Raw genomic sequence first — 15,296 nt, 5'->3', positions numbered from 1 at the left:
GAGGCGGCGCTGGCGGCGTTCGGCGCGGCGCACGCCATCTTCCCGGAGAAGAAGATCCATCTGCAGTACACCACCACCAGCCCCAAGCTGCATAAAGTGCTGGGGGTGGAGTCGCCGGCCTTCGACTAGGTCGTGCTCCGAAGCAAGCGCAGGGCGGCGGCAAGCTTGGCCGCTCCTGGCGCGCGCCTCGTCAAGGCTTGCGCAGGTAGTCGGCCAGGACGATGGCGTGGTTGTGGGCCTCGTCCTTGGCGGCGTACAGCAGCGTGACCTGCTTGTGCTCCTGGAGCAGGCGGCGCAACAGTCCCACGGTTTCGGGCATGGCGTCCAGCTCGGCGACGTAGCGGCGCCGGAATTCGTCCCACCTCGCCGCATCGTGGCCGAACCACTGTCGCAACGCCGGGCTCGGCGCGATCTCGCGCACCCAGCGGTCCGCCGCGGCCTCGTCCTTGCCCAGTCCTCGCGGCCACAGCCGGTCGACCAAAAGGCGCAGGCCGTCGGCTGCCGTCGCGGGCTCGTAGACCCGCTTGATGTCGATTCGTGTCATCGTCCCTCTCCCATGCTTGGAGTGTTCGATGTCCGCATGCTAAGACGCCACCGGATCGCCGTGTTGGGTCGGTGAGGCGATGGCAGTGCGCGGATCAGGGTCGGCTTCTGGCACGAGTTCCTCCTGCAGGCGCCGCAGCGTGTCGTGGCCCTCGGCTGGAGCGCCCATGCGTTTCAGCGCAGCAAGCGCGCGATCACCCAGGCGAAGATGGACAGCAGCAGGGCGGAGCCGAGGGGGAACAGCCATGCGCGGCCGAAGGCGTGAAAGCGCAGGTCCAGCGGCAGGCGGCCGAAGCCGAAGCGTTCCAGGTAAGGCAGCAGCGCCGAGACCACGATGGACGCGAGGATGAAGACGAACAGCCACATCAAGGTGGCCCCTCGGCTGTGTCGTGCAGGGCGAGCGCGGCGCGGCGGTCTCCTTGATCAAAGCCCATGAGCGGTGCGCGCAGGCCGCGCCCCAGGGCGATGACCTTGAACAACTCGCCCATTTCGGCCTCCGACAGCAGCTTTTGCACTGCCGCGGTCTGGGCCAGGCCGGCGCGGTTGCGGGGCGCCCCGGTCTCGCCTTGCTGCCCGGCGGCAACGGCGGCACCGAGCAGGTCCAGCAGGCCGCAGTTGAGCAGGAAGCGCGCCTGCGAGGTGTAGCCCAGCAGCTCCAGCCCCGCTTGCGCGGCGGCTTGGGCGATGCCGCTGAAGTCCACATGCGCGGTGATGTCGGAGGCGCCCGGCTGCCACAGCGGATCGTCGTGGGCGCGGTGGGCGCGGTGGCAGCGCAGGGTGCCGCCACTGCGCTGCGGGTGGTCGTACTCGTGGGCGGGAAAGCCGTAGTCGATGAACAGCAGCAGGCCACGGCCGAGGTGTTCGGCCAGCGTGCTGATGAAGGCTTCGGCGGCCTGGTGGATTTCGGTGACGGCCCCCAGCGGCAGCGCCCGCATACTGGGACGCGGCGCGACGCCGGTCGCGCGCTCGGCCCAGGCGAGGGGTTGTTCCGTATCGTTGTTCTCAAGGAAACGCTGGGCCGCACCCGAGTTTCCTTGACCCCCTCGGGGGGCCTGACGCGAAGCGGCAGGTTCGGGGGCGGTCTCAAGGAAACGCTGGGCCGCACCCGAGTTTTCTTGACCCCCCCGGGGGGCCTGACGCGAAGCGGCAGGTTCGGGGGCGGTCTCAAGGAAACGCTGGGCCGCACCCGAGTTTCCTTGACCCCCTCGGGGGGCCTGACGCGAAGCGGCAGGTTCGGGGGCACTCTCAACGACGCCACGCTCGACCCAACCCTGCTGCGTGCGCCGCGCGAGTTTCACCGGCATGGCGTCCAGCACCTCGTTGCCGATGACCACGGCGTCGAAGCGCGCGGGCAGGGCGTCCCACCAGACGATGCGCTCGCGCAAGGGCGCGGGCAGCGTGGCCACGGCTTCCTGCTGGCGCGCGCGCATGGCGGCAGAGACTTCGACGATGGCGTACTGCGCCGGCAGCCAGCCCTCGGCGTGGAGCGCGGCCAGCAGGTCGCAGGCCAGGCGGCCGCTGCCGGCGCCGAATTCCACCACGGTGGCGAGCCCCTCGGCCTGCGCCGCCGCCGCCACCTGTCGCGCCAGCGTCGCGGCGAACAGCGGCGTGAGTTCGGGGGCGGTGACGAAGTCGCTGCTGCCGCCCCAGGCGCCCAGCACCCCGGGCGCGGCGGCGTAATAGCCCAGGCCCGGGGCATACAAGGCCAGTTCCATGTAGCGGTCGAAAGGCAGCCAGCCGCCGGCTTCGGCAATGGCTTGCTTGATGCATGCGAGCAAGGCGGGCAGATGGTTCCAGGCGGGCGCGGCCAAGCCACCATCCGAGCCTGGCCGCGCTGCTTCGGGCATGCCCCCGCCCTCGGGTTGCGGGGCGCCTGACGGTAGACTCTGCATGCTTTTCATCGCCGCGATTCTAGGTTTCACACCCCCTGCCTAGGTTTCATGCCTCCTGCCAACCCTCCCGCACAAAGCACTCACGCCGCCGCTCGGCCCGTGGTGCTGGTCACGGGCGCCGCGCGGCGCGTGGGCCGGGTGATCGCGCTGGAACTGGCCGCTGCCGGCTGGGACGTGGCCGTGCACCATCGCGACTCCGCCGACGAAGCACGGCAAACCTGCGCCGACCTGGCTGCCGCCGGAGCCCGCGCTCAGGCCTTCGCCGCCGATCTCGCCGACGCTGCTGCGGTCCGCAACCTCGTGCCGCAAGTGGCAGCCGCCTTCGGCCGCTTGGACGCCCTGGTGAACAACGCCTCGCTGTTCGAGCATGACGACGCCGCCAGCTTCAGCGCCGAAGCGGCAGGGCAGCATTACCAGGTCAACACCGTGGCGCCGGTGCTGCTGGCGCAGGCGCTGCACGCGCATGTGCAGGCCCGCGGCGCGCAGGGTTGCGTGGTGAATCTGCTCGACCAGAAGTTGTGGAATCCCAACCCCGATTACTTGTCCTACACCTTGAGCAAGGCGGCGCTGCGCGAGGCCACCACGCTGCTGGCGCAGGCACTGGCGCCCAGCTTGCGCGTGGTCGGCGTGGCGCCGGGCGTGACCCTGCCGTCGGGGCCGATGAGCGCAGCCGAATTCGCCGCTGCCCATGGGCTCACGCCGCTGGGCCGTTCGTCCACGCCGCAAGACGTGGCCGAGGCGGTGCGTTATGTGCTCGCGGCCCAAGCCGTCACCGGCACCACCTTGCTGGTGGACGGCGGCCAGCACCTCACGGCGCAGGCGCGCGACGTCTTGTATCTGGCGCGCGCGCAAGCCGGTTGAGCCGCACGCCCAAAAACCCTCCACGAAAGCTATCCATGACGAGTGCCCTGAACCATCCCGCCCTCGGCGATTGCCGCCGGCTGTTCCTGAAGAATTACGAGGTGTGGATCAACATCGGCGTGCACGACTTCGAGAAGCGCGGCGAGCAGCGCGTGGTCATCAATGTGGACCTTTACGTGCCCTACGCCGACTCCACACCGACGCGGGACAAGCTCGACGAGGTGGTGGATTACGACTTCATCCGCCGCACCATCGCCCAGCGCCTGGCGCGCGGCCACATTCATCTGCAGGAAACCCTGTGCGACGACGTCGCCGCGCTCATGCTGCAGCACCCCAGCGTGCGCGCCGTGCTGGTGTCCACCGAAAAGCCCGACGTCTACCCCGATTGCGACGCGGTGGGCGTGGAGGTCTTCCGCATCAAGGAATTGGCGCCATGAGCGCACCGTTGCCGGCCGATCTTGGCGTGAGTGACGGCCATGCCCAGGCCCTGCGCGCCGCGCGCGAAACCAACAAGCTGTCCAAGCGCCTGCACCGGCTGGTGGGCCAGGCGATTGCCGACTTCGCCATGATCGAGGCCGGCGACCGGGTGATGGTCTGCATGTCGGGCGGCAAGGACAGCTACGCCATGCTCGACATCCTCCTGAGCCTGCGCGAGCGCGCCCCGGTGGACTTCGACATCGTCGCCGTCAATCTCGACCAGAAGCAGCCCGGCTTTCCCGAGCATGTGCTGCCGGAGTATCTGCAGCGCCAGGGCGTGGCCTTCCACATCGAGCAGCAGGACACTTACTCCATCGTCAAGCGCCTCATTCCCGAAGGCAAGACGCTGTGCAGCCTGTGCTCGCGCCTGCGCCGCGGCATCCTCTACCGCGTGGCCGACGAACTCGGCGCCACCAGAATCGCCCTCGGCCACCACCGCGACGACATCCTGCAGACCTTTTTCCTCAACCTCTTCCACGGCGGCCAGCTCAAGGCCATGCCCCCGAAGCTGGTGAGCGACGACGGCCGCCACATCGTCATTCGTCCGCTGGCCTATGTGGAAGAGGCCGACCTCGTTCGCTGGGCCGCGCACCGCCAGTTCCCCATCATCCCCTGCACCCTGTGCGGCAGCCAGGAAAACCTGCAGCGCAAGCAGGTGGCGGCCATGCTGCGCGAGTGGGACAAGCGCTTCCCCGGCCGGCTGGAGACCCTGTTTTCCGCGCTCGGCAAGGTGACGCCCTCGCATCTGCTGGACCGCAACGCCTACCCCTTCGCCACCCTGCAGGCCAGCGGCCAGCCGGATGCGAACGGCGACATCGCCTTCGACGACGAACCTTGCACACCACCCAGGCAAGACCCTGTCGGGGAACGGGATGGCGCTGCTGTCGTCCAATGGATAATCGAGCCCCCAGACCGCCGCCTTGCGGCAGTCGCCCCCGGAGGGGAATGAGAACACTTCGGATGGCCGGGCGTTTTCTCATGCGGCTTTGCTGGCTGGCACTGAGTGCTGTCGCCTGCCGGACAGAGCCGGAACCATCGAGGTGATCATGCGTCCACTTGCGAGTTCTTCCCAGGCCGGGTCCGCCCTGGCCACGGCGCAGTCTCAGGCCGGCCTGCACGGTCCGGCGCCTTCAGCGCATCCCCAGCGCCGCCTGGGCCACCGTCTCGCCGGCCTCGTTGCACTCTCGGCCGTGTTGCTTCTGGGCGGCTGCGCCACACTCACCGCCGTGCGGGCGGACGTGGCCACGCCCAAGCCCGCGCCCCAGGCCCTGGTTGGCGCCAAGGTTCAACTGCAGGCCGCTCCTTCCATTGCCGCCGCGCCCGACGCCGGCGTGTTCCAGTCCGCCGTGGTGCAGGCCATGACCCACGCCGGTATGGTGCCCCTGCTGGGTCAGCCCGCCCCCTACACCGCGCGCTACAGCTTCCACAGTTATCTGGACTTCGAGGCCAGTTTCCCCAGCGCATGGCCACCGCCCGGCGCGCCCATTCTGTTGCCCAATGGCGCCTGGATCTACAGCGGCTACCCCTTGTTGTGGAGCGGTTTCTCCTGGCCGCCACCGTGGTACGACCGCGTATTCGACCTGGAAATTCGCGACACGGCGACGGGCGCCCTGGTCTACAGCACCAGCGCCGTCACCGGCTCCTACGAGCAGCGTCTGGGGCCGGTGGCACAAAAGCTGGCGGATTCCGCGCTGGCCGGTTTCCCGCTGCGAAGCGGCATGCATCGGGTGACGATCCCGGGCGGGTGAGTGCTGCCCGCGCCGCCCACCGCTGCGCCCCGGCTTCGCGCAGCGGTGGGCGGCGCGCTGTCCGCGGGTGCTGCTTTTATAATCGGCACCAATTTTGCTTTGCCCCTCTCCACGCGGCGCCGGCCTTGAAGACCGGCGCCGCGTCCTCATCTGTTCCCTGTCCAATCGTCTCTCTCTGCGGAGTCAGCCATGCCGATTTACGCCTACAAATGCGCTTCCTGCGGACACAGCATGGACGCGCTGCGAAAACTATCCGACGCACCTCTCTCGGTCTGCCCGGCTTGTGGCCAGGCGGCGTTGAGCAAGCAGGTCACGGCCGCTGGATTCCAGCTCAAGGGGTCCGGCTGGTACGCCACCGATTTCAAGGGCGGCGGGGCTGCGGCGGCCGCAGCGGCGGCCAAGCCTGAATCCAAAACCGAACCCAAGGCTGAGCCCAAGGCCGAAGCAGCACCTGCGGCCGCCGCGTGCGGCAGCTCCTGTGCCTGCCACTGACCTGCGGATTCGCTGCACCGTCCCGCCCGCGCTGTCATGGCCGGGCGGTTTTGATTTTCCGCGGTCAACGCCCGTCTTGTTCTCACGGGGAAACGGGTTTCGCTCATGCGTCTGAAAAACTTCTTCATGGCCGGCCTGCTGGTCTGGCTGCCGCTCACCATCACCATCTGGGTGCTGTGGCAATTGCTGTCGGTGTTCGACGGCATTTTCCGCGCCATGGTCGGCGCCCTGAGCGCGGTGGCCCCAGGCCTGGCGCCGGCGCTCGACCGGCTGATGGACATTCCCGGCGTGGGTGTGGTGCTGGTGCTCGCGGCCATCCTGCTCACCGGCGTGCTGGTGGCTAATATCGTCGGCCAATGGTGGCTGGCGCGCTGGGATGGACTGCTGGCGCGCATCCCCATCGTCAAGAGCATCTACAGCAGCGTCAAGCAGGTGTCGGACACCTTGTTCTCCAGCAGCGGCCAGGCCTTCCGCCAGGCGGTGATGGTGCAGTATCCGCGCGCCGGCTCCTGGACCATTGCCTTCGTCACCGGAACGCCCGCCGGCGAGGTGGCCGAGCACTTGCCCGGCGAGCACATCAGCGTTTACGTTCCCACCACCCCCAACCCCACCTCGGGTTTTTTCCTGATGGTGCCGCGCGCCGAAGTGATGGAGTTGGCGATGAGTGTGGACGAAGCGCTCAAATACGTCATTTCCATGGGCGTGGTGGCGCCGCAAGCGCACGCCCCAGCACACCCGGAAACACCCCCTCTGCCCCACGCTGCCCCGCAGTCGAACAACGGGCATTGAGCCGGCCCGGCCAGACCTGGGCGCTTGTCCCGGGGTGGGCCGTCCTCTTCGCTTCGGTCTTTTTCGATTTCCATTTTTCCTGACCTCCATCACACCATGAGCCTTCGCAGCCATACCCTCGGCGCCGTCACCGAATCCCTGCTCGGACAAACCATCAGCCTGTGCGGCTGGGTGCAGCGTCGGCGTGACCACGGCGGCGTCATCTTCATCGACCTGCGCGACCGCGAGGGCCTGGTGCAGGTGGTGTGCGACCCCGACCGCGCCGCCATGTTCGCCACCGCTGAAACCCTGCGCAACGAGTTCTGCGTGCAGGTGCAGGGCCTGGTGCGCAGCCGCCCGGCCGGCACCGAAAACGCCAACCTCGCCTCGGGCAAGGTGGAGGTGCTGTGCCACGCGCTGCAAGTGCTGAATGCCTCGGCCGCGCTGCCCTTCCAGCTCGACGACGACAACCTGTCGGAAACCACCCGCCTGACCCACCGCGTGCTCGACCTGCGCCGCCCGCAAATGCAGCACAACCTCAAGCTGCGCTACCGCGTCAGCATGGCCGTGCGCCAGTACCTGGACGCGCAGGGTTTCATCGACATCGAAACCCCCATGCTGACCAAGAGCACCCCCGAGGGTGCGCGCGACTACCTCGTGCCCAGCCGTGTCAACGCCGGCCAGTTCTTCGCCCTGCCGCAGTCGCCGCAGTTGTTCAAGCAGATGCTCATGGTGGCCGGTTTCGACCGCTACTACCAGATCACCAAATGCTTCCGCGACGAAGACCTGCGCGCCGACCGCCAGCCCGAGTTCACCCAGATCGACTGCGAAACCTCCTTCCTCGGCGAAGACGAAATCCGTCCGCTGTTCGAGGCCATGATCCGCACCGTGTTCAAGGACGCGCTGGGCGTGCAACTGGCCGACCCCTTCCCGGTCATGCCCTATGCCGAAGGCATGGCCCGCTTCGGCTCCGACAAGCCCGACCTGCGGGTGAAGCTGGAGTTCACCGAACTCACCGATGTGATGAAGGACGTGGACTTCAAGGTGTTTTCCGGCGCCGCCGAATTGCCCGACGGCCGCGTCGTGGCGCTGCGCGTGCCGGGTGGCGGCGACATCAGCCGCAGCGAGATCGACGCCTATACCGAATTCGTCAAGATCTACGGTGCCAAGGGCCTGGCGTGGATCAAGGTCAACGACGTGGCCAAGGGCCGCGACGGTTTGCAGTCCCCCGTCGTCAAGAACCTGCACGACGCGGCCATTGCCGCCATCCTGCAGCGCAGCGGTGCGCAGAACGGCGACATCCTGTTCTTCGGCGCCGACCGCGCCAAGGTCGTCAACGCCGCCATCGGCGCGCTGCGCCTGAAAATCGGTCATGGCGACTGGGCCCGCGTCCACGGTCTGTTCGAAGACGCCTGGAAACCCTTGTGGGTGGTGGACTTCCCCATGTTCGAGTTCGACGACGACGAACAGCGCTTCGTGGCCTGCCACCACCCCTTCACCGCGCCGAAAGACGAGCATGTGGACTACCTCGCCACCGATCCCGGCCGCTGCATCGCCAAGGCCTACGACATGGTGCTCAACGGCTGGGAAATCGGCGGCGGCTCGGTGCGCATTCACCGTGCCGGCATGCAGAGCAAGGTGTTCGCCGCGCTGGGCATCGGCCCGGAGGAAGCCCGCGCCAAGTTCGGCTTCCTGCTCGACGCGCTGCAATACGGCGCCCCGCCCCACGGCGGCATCGCCTTCGGCCTGGACCGCATCGTGACGATGATGACCGGCGCCCAGAGCATCCGCGACGTCATCGCCTTCCCCAAGACCCAGCGCGCCCAATGCCTGCTGACCAACGCCCCGAGCCCGGTGGACGAGAAGCAGTTGAAGGAGTTGCACATCCGCCTGCGGCAGACGCAGCCGGGGTTTTTAACGACTCGGATCCGTGTCGAGCGAATCCAGCAAAAGGGCGCGGCCGCGCCCTTTTTTGCGCCTGCAAGCGGCGGCCAAGCGTGTACAAACTGTTTCAATTTCGTCCACCAGGGCTTGCCCGGCCTCAATGCATGCATGTTGGGTGATGCCGCTCGGACGAGTGGCCCGTGCGTATGGCCATGCGCGACAAGAATTGCATACAATTTGTTGGGTCTATTGTGGGCAATAAAGGCTTGACGTTGCCGAGGGGCTCGCCTAGCCTGCAGAGCGTGGATTGTCCCCTGACCTTCTGGAGGCCGCGATGCGCAACATCCGCTATCTGGGTTGGATTCCGCCGATTGGCACGCTGATCGGGCCGCTGGTGCACAACGACGTGCATCCCTTCATCCTCGGCATGCCCTTCATCCTGGGCTGGATCGTGGTTTGGCTCCTGCTCACCACGCCCATCATGGCGCTGGTGTACTGGCTCGACCCCTCCAACCGCGGCAGCGGCGACGCGGGAGGCCGGCCATGAATATCGCCCTCATTCTGATTGCCCTGATGACGGCCTTCGCGCTGTGGCTGGGCATCCGCGCGCGCAGCGGCCACACCATGCACCTGGAGCAGTGGACGGTGGCCGGGCGCGGCTTCGGCCCGGTGTTCGTGTTCCTGCTGCTGGCCGGCGAGATCTACACCACCTTCACCTTCCTCGGCGCCTCGGGCTTCGCCTATGGCCTCGGGGGACCTGCGTTCTACATCATCGCTTACGGTTCGTTGGCCTATGTCCTGTCCTACTACGTCATGCCGCCGGTGTGGCGCTACGCGCGGGAGCACAAGCTCATCAGCCAGCCGGACTATTTCCGCACCCGCTATGCCAGTCCGGCGCTGGGGGTGCTGGTGGCGTTGGTGGGGATCGTCGCCCTCATTCCCTATCTGGTGCTGCAGTTCAAGGGGCTGGGCATCATCGTGCACGCGGCGAGCTACGGCAGCATCGACAACGCGCTGGCGATCTGGATCGGCGCTGCCGTGGTCACCATCTATGTGATGGTCTCCGGTGTGCGCGGTTCGGCCTGGATCTCGGTGGTCAAGGACATCGGCATCCTTGCCGTGGTCATCTTCCTCGGGGTGTACCTGCCGACCCACTATTTCGGCGGCATCGAGGCCATGTTCCATGCCATCGACGTCGCCAAGCCCGGCTTCCTGGCGCTGCCGGCGCATGGGCAAAGCGTGTCGTGGTTCGTCTCCACCGTGGGTCTGAGCGCTCTGGGTTTTTTCATGTGGCCGCATTCCTTCGCCGCCACCTACACCGCGCGCAGCGAGCGCACCCTGCGCAAGAACGCGGTGGTGCTGCCGCTCTACCAACTGGTGCTGCTGTTCGTCTATTTCGTCGGCTTCGCCGCGCTGCTGAAGGTGCCGGGGCTGAAGGGGCCGGACATCGATCTGGCGCTGTTCCACATCGCCACCGCCACGTTCTCGCCGGCCGTGGTGGGCATCATCGGCGCCATCGGCGTGCTCACCGCCCTGGTGCCCGGCTCGCTCATCATGATGAACGCCGCCACGCTGCTGGCCCACAACCTTTACCGGCTGGCGCACAAGGGCTGCGACGATGCGCAGGTGACCCGCATGGCCAAGGGCCTGGTGCCGGTAGTGGCGCTGGTGGCCGTGGGCTTCACCCTGCATGGCGGTTCCACCATCGTCGCCCTGCTGCTGATGGGCTACAGCTTCGTCACGCAGCTGTTCCCCTCGCTGCTGCTGAGCTTGTCGAGCCGCAACCGGGTGACGGCGCCGGGTGCCTTCGCCGGCATCGCCGTCGGCGTGGCCACGGTGGCGCTGTTCAGCCTGGAGCACCTGTCGCTCGGCAAGCTGGTTCCCGCGCTGCCGTCAGCCGTAGCCGACTTGAACGTGGGCATCGTCGCCCTGGTGCTGAACATCGTGGTCATGCTCGTGGTCAGCGCATGGACGCGCAAGCAGCTGCCTTTGCAAGCTGGCGCGCAACTGGCAGGCTGAGGCGCGGCGCGGTCGGCAGCCGGGTTGCCGGTGTTGTGCCGCCGCCTTGGCCCTGCGTTTTGGCGGGGGCAGCGGCAAGCCCGCGGCCCCGTTTCCACGCTATGAGCGCAAGGCCCCGAACCCGGGTCGGCAACCCGCCGATACGCCAACTGGTGGGATGGTCGGCGCCTAACATGCGTGCTGCGCCCGGCATGGTGTTCGAGCGCATCGGAACCACTGCCGCATGTCCTCCCTCAACCCTGCATCTCCCGTCCAAACCCAGGCCCAGACCGTGGTCCACAAGTTGCCGGTTTCGGTGCTGGTGGTGATTCACAGCCCGGAGCTGGATGTGCTGCTGATCGAGCGCGCCAAGCAGCCTGGTTTCTGGCAGAGCGTCACCGGCAGCCTGGACGCGTTGGATGAACCACTGGCCGCTACCGCCATGCGCGAGGTGGCCGAGGAAACCGGCATCCGCGTCGGTGCGGCAGCGGTACCGGCTACGGCGCTGCGCGACTGGCACTTGGCGAATGTGTACGACATCTACCCTGTTTGGCGCCACCGCTACGCCCCCGGTGTGTGGACCAACACCGAGCATGTGTTCAGCCTGGAAGTGCCACGCGGCACGTCCGTGACCCTGGCGCCGCGCGAGCATCGCGCGCAACAGTGGCTGCCCTGGGGCGAGGCGGCGGCGCGGTGTTTCTCCGCGTCCAATGCCGAGGCCATTCGGCAACTGCCACGTCGACTGGGTCGGCAGGCATGAAGATGCCGGACCGTCGGCAACAAAAGGCAGCGCGTCTGCGTGCCGCCCTGACTGCCGCCGGCGGGCCGGCAGCGGCCCTCGCCAGCCACGCCGCCACATCGGCTCGCGGTCCGGGCGATGCCAGCGAAACACGCGTGGAGCCATCGGCTGCGGTGCCAGCGCCCACGGTTGCGGACGTGCTGCGGGTGGCGTCGTACAACATTCACAAAGGCGTGGTGGGCCTGGGGCCGACCAAGCGCCTGAGCATTCACGAGCTGCAGGAAGGCTTGCGCGAACTCGACGCCGACCTCGTCTTCCTGCAAGAGGTGCAGTTCACCCACCCGCGCCATGCGCGCCGTTTTTCCCACTGGCCCGAACTGCCGCAGCACGAGGTGCTGGGGCGGGGTCTGGGCATGCACACGGCTTATCACACCAATGCCACCACACGGCATGGCGAGCATGGCAATGCGCTGTTGACGCGCCTGCCCATTCTCAGCGTGGCCCACCACGATGTGTCGGACCACCGCTTCGAGCAGCGCGGCCTGCTGCATGTGCGCCTGCAATGCGCGGGTCTGGGCGCGTGGCACGGGGGCAGCAGCGCTGTCGGCGGCGGCTCTGCGGTGCTGCACGCCATCGTCGTGCACTTCGGTCTGTTCAGTGCCGGGCGCAAGCGCCAGATCGCGCGGCTGGTGCATTACATCGCTGCCCAGGTGCCGGGCGACGAGTCTGTGATCGTCGCCGGCGACTTCAACGACTGGCGCGGCCAGCTCGGCACTGAGCTTGCCGCGGTGGGCCTGATCGATGTCTCCGCGCGCCAATCGCCCCATGCCGACGGGCGCAAGCCGCGCTGGCGCCACCGCGTGCGCACCTTCCCGGCGCGCCTGCCGCTCATGCCGCTGGACCGCATTTACGCGCGGGGCTACGCCGCGCGCTCGCTGGGCCTGGGCTGGGGCGCTGGTTGGGCGCGCTTGTCGGACCATGCTCCGCTCCTGGTGGATCTGGAGCCCGCGACCACGGCCGTGGCAGGTGCTGCGCCGCTGGCCAGCTCAGGGCTTGGAGTTGGCGTGCGGGGTTGACGCAGGCGGCACAATGCGGCGAGCGACCGCAGGCCAGCACCGACACAAGCCGACCCATCACCCGCATGTCCGAACCCGCAACCCCCAAAAGCCGACACCGACGCAGCTCCCGCCTGGGCCGGGCGCGTGTCTGGTTGCGTGCGGGCTGGCAAGCAGCACGCTGGTCGCGCATGGTGCCGCGCGGCGCTGGCGGGGGAGGTGTTGCGGGCGCGACCAGCGGCAACCCGCTGGTCGCCGATGACGACACGTCGCCCGACCCGGCCTGGTCACGCGGCAATTGCGTCGAGCTGCTGCCCCTGGGTGAAACGCTGTTCCCGGCGCTGGAGCAGGCGTGGACAGCGGCGCGCACCAGCATCTGGCTGGAAACCTACATCTTCCACGACGACCCCATCGGCCTGCATCTCGCCACGGTGCTGGCCGACGCGGCGCGGCGCGGCGTGCACGTGCGCGTGATGGTGGACGGCCTCGGTTCCGGCCGCAGCATCCCCACGCTGGCGGCACTGTTCGCCGGCAGCGGCGTGGAGTTCATGGTCTACCGCCCCTGGCGCCTTTGGCTCGACCTGGTGCAGCGCGGCCATTGGCGCCGGCTGCACCGCAAGCTGTGCGTGGTGGACGGCGCCACCGCGTTCATCGGCGGCATCAACCTGATCGACGACCGGCTCGACATTCGCCATGGCTGGAGCGCCCAGCCGCGGCTGGACTATGCCGTGCGGGTGCAGGGCCTGGTGGCGCAGCAGGTGCTGTGGAGCATGCGGCGCTTGTGGCTGCGCACCGTGGCCACCGGCAGCTTGCAGCGGCAGTTGCGCAGCATGCCGGGGCCCGAGGTGCTGAAGTCGCGCCAGGCGCGCCAACGCTATCTGGATGAATTGCGCGCCTGGGGTGGCGAACTGCCGCCACGCGAGGACGTGCAGCAGGAAACCCGCGAGCGCCAGAGCCGCCTGCTGGCCGAGGAGCGGCCGACGCATCCCGCCTGCCCCGACGGCCAGCCCGGCATGCGCGCCGCGCTGGTGGTGCGCGACAACCTGCTGCAGCGCCGTGCCATCGAGCACAGCTACATCCAGGCCATCGACCAGGCGCGCAGCCAGGTGCTGCTGGTGTCGCCCTATTTCTATCCGGGCCAGGCATTTCGCACCAGTCTGAAACGCGCTGCCGCACGCGGGGTGCAGGTCACCTTGCTGCTGCAAGGCCGCATCGACTACCGCGCCGCCGCCTGGGCCGCGCACACCCTGTACCGTGAGCTGCTGCAGGCCGGCGTGCATATTTGCGAATACCAGCGCGCCTATCTGCACGGCAAGGTGGCCGTGGTGGACGAGTCCTGGGCCACGGTGGGCAGCTCCAACATCGACCCGCTGTCGCTGCTGGTCAACCGCGAGGCCAATCTCCTCGTGCGCGATGCGCGCTTCGCCCGCGATCTGGCGGCGCATATCCGCGCCGAACTCATCCACGCCCTGCCCATCGACCACGCCCGGCTGCAAAAACGCGTGTCCTGGTGGACCCGCCCGCTGGTGGCCTTGGCCGCGCGGCTGTTCATCGCCATGGCCGGCGGTGCGCGCAATTACTGAGCACTCAGCGCGTTCCCCCGTTTCATCCCGATTCTTCCCTTTCTTTCGTTTCCTGAAGACGCCTGCGTGACCCACGAACCGCCTGTGCGACTTCGCCTTGCTGGCTCACCGGCATATAACGTCCGGTTCTATGCGTATATGAAAACGGTATTTCCCAAGCTATTCGGCCTTGGCCAAAATGCCGAGCATGAAGACTGAATCCCCCCGAATCCCCAAGCCAACTGGAACCACGCCAGAAGTAACTGGCGCATCCGAGCGCCGATCCGTTCCACCCTCCGAGCACACCAGTTTGTGGAGCCGGCTCAAGCATGGCTGCGTCCTCTGCTGGCTGCTTGCAGCTTGGGCTTTGAGCCAGAGTGCAAGTGCTGCACCGAGTCCTTTGCTCACCCCGGCCGCGCTGCTGGCGCAGTTGCCACAGGTGCGGGTGATTGACATCCGCGAGGGCGACGCCTCCTCGTCACCCTACGCCGCTGGCCATATTCCCGGCGCCGTGTGGGCACCGTATTCCAGCTGGCGCGGCGCGGCCGACAACCCCGGCAAGCTGCGCTCGGTCGCCGACTACACCGCGCTGGTGCGCAGCCTGGGGCTGAACGCGCAGACCCCCGTGGTGCTGGTGGCCGACGGTTCCGACCCGAGCGATTTCGGCGCCCCGGCCCGTGTCTACTGGACCCTCAAGTGGCTGGGCCTGGGGCATCTGGCCATTCTCAACGGCGGCATGACGGCGTGGGCCCGCGCCGGGCTTCCCGTGACGCGCCAGTCGGTGCAGGCGCAGCCCTCCGACTTCACGCCGCATCTCGACACCGCCATTCTCGCCAGCCGCACCCAGGTGGCGCAGGACTTGCGCCAGTCGCAGTCCACCTTGCTGCTGGATGCAAGACCCCGCGCCTTCTACCTCGGCCAGGTCAAGGCGCCAGCCGCTGCCCAGCCCGGCACCCTGCCGGGCGCGCTGGACTTCGACAACGCGCGCTGGTTCCCAGGCGGTTCCGGCACGCTGCCCGACAAGGCCGAGCTGGAGCGCATCGCCCAGTCCATGCCGCATGCCGCCGGGGCGCAGCAAACGGTCTCGTTCTGCAACACCGGCCACTGGGCCGCGACCAACTGGTTCGTCCTGTCCGAGCTGCTGCACCAGCCCGATGTGAAGCTCTACCCCGGCTCGATGGTGGACTGGTCGCGCGCTGGCGAACCCATGACCAACGTTCCCTCCCGCATCCAGCAGCTATGGGCACAGCTCCAACAAACGTGGCGGGCGCATTGAA

The 15,296-nt window shown here is 67.9% G+C and carries 16 protein-coding genes and 2 pseudogenes; 14 read left to right on the top strand and 4 right to left on the bottom strand.

Going from position 1 to position 15,296, the window contains the following annotated elements:
- Window positions 1–129: pseudogene (locus tag ACYCUK_RS04915) on the top strand (ferredoxin--NADP(+) reductase); the annotation flags it as partial.
- A gap of 61 nt (window positions 130–190) precedes the next feature.
- Here the strand turns inward: ACYCUK_RS04915 and ACYCUK_RS04910 are convergent.
- Genes ACYCUK_RS04910 through ACYCUK_RS04895 form a run of 4 tightly spaced genes read right to left on the bottom strand, consistent with a single transcriptional unit; the run spans window position 191 to window position 2,444 of the window.
- Window positions 191–544, bottom strand: a complete 354-nt coding sequence (locus tag ACYCUK_RS04910) for a DUF488 domain-containing protein (protein WP_461593709.1) — start codon at window positions 542–544, stop codon at window positions 191–193.
- Window positions 545–583: 39 nt separating this feature from the next.
- On the bottom strand, window positions 584–712 hold the full coding sequence (locus ACYCUK_RS04905) for a hypothetical protein (RefSeq protein ID WP_461593708.1): 129 nt from the start codon (window positions 710–712) through the stop codon (window positions 584–586).
- Between the two features lie 5 nt (window positions 713–717).
- Window positions 718–909: a DUF2905 domain-containing protein gene (locus tag ACYCUK_RS04900; protein WP_461593713.1), complete on the bottom strand. Its 192-nt coding sequence runs from the start codon at window positions 907–909 to the stop codon at window positions 718–720.
- Window positions 909–2,444 (bottom strand): class I SAM-dependent methyltransferase, encoded by a 1,536-nt coding sequence (locus ACYCUK_RS04895; protein ID WP_461593707.1) that lies wholly within the window; start codon window positions 2,442–2,444, stop codon window positions 909–911. The genes ACYCUK_RS04900 and ACYCUK_RS04895 overlap by 1 nt, the downstream gene beginning before the upstream one ends.
- Window positions 2,445–2,483: 39 nt before the next feature.
- Here ACYCUK_RS04895 and ACYCUK_RS04890 point away from each other — a divergent pair, with 39 nt between their 5' ends.
- The 13 genes and pseudogenes from ACYCUK_RS04890 (at window position 2,484) to ACYCUK_RS04830 (ending at window position 15,295) form a co-directional block, all read left to right on the top strand.
- The gene (locus ACYCUK_RS04890) at window positions 2,484–3,296 is read left to right on the top strand and encodes an SDR family oxidoreductase (protein ID WP_461593706.1); all 813 of its coding nucleotides are present in this window, start codon (window positions 2,484–2,486) and stop codon (window positions 3,294–3,296) included.
- Window positions 3,297–3,331: 35 nt separating this feature from the next.
- On the top strand, window positions 3,332–3,733 hold the full coding sequence (locus ACYCUK_RS04885; protein ID WP_461593705.1) for a dihydroneopterin aldolase: 402 nt from the start codon (window positions 3,332–3,334) through the stop codon (window positions 3,731–3,733).
- Window positions 3,730–4,722: a tRNA 2-thiocytidine(32) synthetase TtcA gene (gene ttcA, locus ACYCUK_RS04880; protein WP_461593704.1), complete on the top strand. Its 993-nt coding sequence runs from the start codon at window positions 3,730–3,732 to the stop codon at window positions 4,720–4,722. The genes ACYCUK_RS04885 and ttcA overlap by 4 nt, the downstream gene beginning before the upstream one ends.
- Before the next feature lie 97 nt (window positions 4,723–4,819).
- Entirely contained in the window at window positions 4,820–5,521 is a 702-nt protein-coding gene (locus tag ACYCUK_RS04875; protein WP_461593703.1) for a DUF4136 domain-containing protein, read from the top strand.
- A 189-nt stretch (window positions 5,522–5,710) separates the two neighbouring features.
- On the top strand, window positions 5,711–6,013 hold the full coding sequence (locus tag ACYCUK_RS04870) for an FmdB family zinc ribbon protein (protein ID WP_461593702.1): 303 nt from the start codon (window positions 5,711–5,713) through the stop codon (window positions 6,011–6,013).
- Window positions 6,014–6,118: 105 nt separating this feature from the next.
- Window positions 6,119–6,802 carry a DUF502 domain-containing protein gene (locus ACYCUK_RS04865; protein ID WP_461593701.1) on the top strand — a complete coding sequence of 228 codons (684 nt, stop codon included), beginning with the start codon at window positions 6,119–6,121 and terminating at the stop codon, window positions 6,800–6,802.
- A 96-nt stretch (window positions 6,803–6,898) separates the two neighbouring features.
- A pseudogene (gene aspS, locus ACYCUK_RS04860) lies at window positions 6,899–8,686 on the top strand (aspartate--tRNA ligase); the annotation flags it as partial.
- Window positions 8,687–8,999: 313 nt separating this feature from the next.
- Window positions 9,000–9,212, top strand: a complete 213-nt coding sequence (locus ACYCUK_RS04855; protein WP_461593700.1) for a DUF3311 domain-containing protein — start codon at window positions 9,000–9,002, stop codon at window positions 9,210–9,212.
- On the top strand, window positions 9,209–10,684 hold the full coding sequence (locus ACYCUK_RS04850; protein WP_461593699.1) for a sodium:solute symporter family protein: 1,476 nt from the start codon (window positions 9,209–9,211) through the stop codon (window positions 10,682–10,684). Before ACYCUK_RS04855 ends, ACYCUK_RS04850 begins: the two co-directional genes overlap by 4 nt.
- A gap of 223 nt (window positions 10,685–10,907) precedes the next feature.
- A complete protein-coding gene (gene nudB, locus ACYCUK_RS04845) occupies window positions 10,908–11,423 on the top strand; it encodes a dihydroneopterin triphosphate diphosphatase (RefSeq protein ID WP_461593698.1) in 516 nt (171 codons plus the stop codon).
- Window positions 11,420–12,478, top strand: coding sequence for an endonuclease/exonuclease/phosphatase family protein (locus tag ACYCUK_RS04840; protein ID WP_461593697.1), 1,059 nt, complete (start codon window positions 11,420–11,422; stop codon window positions 12,476–12,478). Before nudB ends, ACYCUK_RS04840 begins: the two co-directional genes overlap by 4 nt.
- Before the next feature lie 65 nt (window positions 12,479–12,543).
- Window positions 12,544–14,040: a cardiolipin synthase ClsB gene (gene clsB / locus ACYCUK_RS04835; protein WP_461593696.1), complete on the top strand. Its 1,497-nt coding sequence runs from the start codon at window positions 12,544–12,546 to the stop codon at window positions 14,038–14,040.
- Window positions 14,041–14,386: 346 nt separating this feature from the next.
- On the top strand, window positions 14,387–15,295 hold the full coding sequence (locus ACYCUK_RS04830) for a sulfurtransferase (RefSeq protein WP_461593695.1): 909 nt from the start codon (window positions 14,387–14,389) through the stop codon (window positions 15,293–15,295).
- The last annotated feature ends 1 nt before the right edge of the window (window position 15,296 follow it).

The organism is Thiomonas sp. (assembly GCF_054608695.1).
The sequence above is the reverse complement of the archived record's forward strand: the minus strand, read 5'-3'. Positions and strand labels throughout refer to the sequence as shown.

What these genes read in the sequence shown, in the direction of transcription:
- ACYCUK_RS04855 (WP_461593700.1), top strand. Translation starts at nt 9,000, where the DNA reads ATGCGCAACATCCGCTATCTGGGTTGGATTCCGCCGATTGGCACGCTG.
- ACYCUK_RS04910 (WP_461593709.1), bottom strand. Translation starts at nt 544, where the DNA reads ATGACACGAATCGACATCAAGCGGGTCTACGAGCCCGCGACGGCAGCC.
- clsB (WP_461593696.1), top strand. Translation starts at nt 12,544, where the DNA reads ATGTCCGAACCCGCAACCCCCAAAAGCCGACACCGACGCAGCTCCCGC.
- nudB (WP_461593698.1), top strand. Translation starts at nt 10,908, where the DNA reads ATGTCCTCCCTCAACCCTGCATCTCCCGTCCAAACCCAGGCCCAGACC.
- ttcA (WP_461593704.1), top strand. Translation starts at nt 3,730, where the DNA reads ATGAGCGCACCGTTGCCGGCCGATCTTGGCGTGAGTGACGGCCATGCC.
- ACYCUK_RS04895 (WP_461593707.1), bottom strand. Translation starts at nt 2,444, where the DNA reads ATGAAAAGCATGCAGAGTCTACCGTCAGGCGCCCCGCAACCCGAGGGC.
- ACYCUK_RS04875 (WP_461593703.1), top strand. Translation starts at nt 4,820, where the DNA reads ATGCGTCCACTTGCGAGTTCTTCCCAGGCCGGGTCCGCCCTGGCCACG.
- ACYCUK_RS04840 (WP_461593697.1), top strand. Translation starts at nt 11,420, where the DNA reads ATGAAGATGCCGGACCGTCGGCAACAAAAGGCAGCGCGTCTGCGTGCC.
- ACYCUK_RS04850 (WP_461593699.1), top strand. Translation starts at nt 9,209, where the DNA reads ATGAATATCGCCCTCATTCTGATTGCCCTGATGACGGCCTTCGCGCTG.
- ACYCUK_RS04885 (WP_461593705.1), top strand. Translation starts at nt 3,332, where the DNA reads ATGACGAGTGCCCTGAACCATCCCGCCCTCGGCGATTGCCGCCGGCTG.
- ACYCUK_RS04865 (WP_461593701.1), top strand. Translation starts at nt 6,119, where the DNA reads ATGCGTCTGAAAAACTTCTTCATGGCCGGCCTGCTGGTCTGGCTGCCG.
- ACYCUK_RS04890 (WP_461593706.1), top strand. Translation starts at nt 2,484, where the DNA reads ATGCCTCCTGCCAACCCTCCCGCACAAAGCACTCACGCCGCCGCTCGG.
- ACYCUK_RS04900 (WP_461593713.1), bottom strand. Translation starts at nt 909, where the DNA reads ATGTGGCTGTTCGTCTTCATCCTCGCGTCCATCGTGGTCTCGGCGCTG.
- ACYCUK_RS04870 (WP_461593702.1), top strand. Translation starts at nt 5,711, where the DNA reads ATGCCGATTTACGCCTACAAATGCGCTTCCTGCGGACACAGCATGGAC.
- ACYCUK_RS04905 (WP_461593708.1), bottom strand. Translation starts at nt 712, where the DNA reads ATGGGCGCTCCAGCCGAGGGCCACGACACGCTGCGGCGCCTGCAGGAG.